Origin of the sequence: Pseudomonas edaphica (assembly GCF_005863185.1) — a bacterium.
GTDB classification, from domain to species: Bacteria; Pseudomonadota; Gammaproteobacteria; order Pseudomonadales; family Pseudomonadaceae; genus Aquipseudomonas; species Aquipseudomonas edaphica.
The window spans coordinates 1-818 of the sequence record NZ_VBVZ01001080.1; the positions used below are offsets into that span (position 1 = coordinate 1).

General features: G+C 64.4%; 1 protein-coding gene. It reads right to left on the reverse strand.

The window, feature by feature from the left end:
• Window positions 1-64: 64 nt before the first annotated feature.
• Window positions 65-818: NADPH:quinone oxidoreductase family protein (locus FEM54_RS33360; protein ID WP_138454375.1), on the reverse strand; the 754-nt coding region annotated here is incomplete at its 5' end.

Consider the following 818-nt stretch of genomic DNA (forward strand, 5'->3'; position numbering starts at 1 on the left):
AATTGCAGCTGTGTGAGCTGACCCGCCGCCATCGCAGGCAAGCCAGCTCCCACATGAACCGCATTCAGCGGGTCTGGACGACAACCTTTCCCACAGCCCTGCGTTGCCCCAGGTCATTGATCGCCTGCGCAGCCTGCTCAAGCGGGTAAGTCTGCGACACCAACGGCTTCAACTTGCCCTCGCCATACCAGGTGAACAACTGCTGGAAGTTCGCCGCATTGTCCTGCGGCTGGCGCTGGGCGAACGAGCCCCAGAACACCCCGACTACCGACGCACCCTTGAGCAGCGCCAGGTTTACCGGCAGTTCGGGAATGCGCCCGCTGGCAAAGCCCACCACCAGCAGGCGTCCGTTCCAGGCAATGCCACGTACGGCCTGGTCAAACAGGTCGCCGCCGACGGGGTCGTAGATCACATCGACACCATTGCCGTCGGTCAGGCGCTTGATCTCGTCTTTGAGGCTGGCTTCGCTGTAGTTGATCAGCTCATCCGCACCGGCCGCCTTGGCCACGGCGAGTTTGTCGGCGCTGCTGGCGGCGGCAATCACCCGGGCGCCCATGGCTTTGCCGATTTCCACCGCCGCCAGGCCCACGCCGCCGGAAGCGCCGAGCACCAGCAGGGTTTCGCCAGGTTGCAGGTTGGCGCGTTGTTTCAGTGCATGCATCGAGGTGCCGTAGGTCATGCTGAAGGCGGCGGCGGTGGTGAAATCCATGCTCGGCGGGATCGGCAGCACGTTATAGCCCGGCACCGCGACCTGTTCGGCAAAGCTGCCCCAACCGGTCAGGGCCATGACCCGGTCGCCGACGTTGAGGTGACTGACC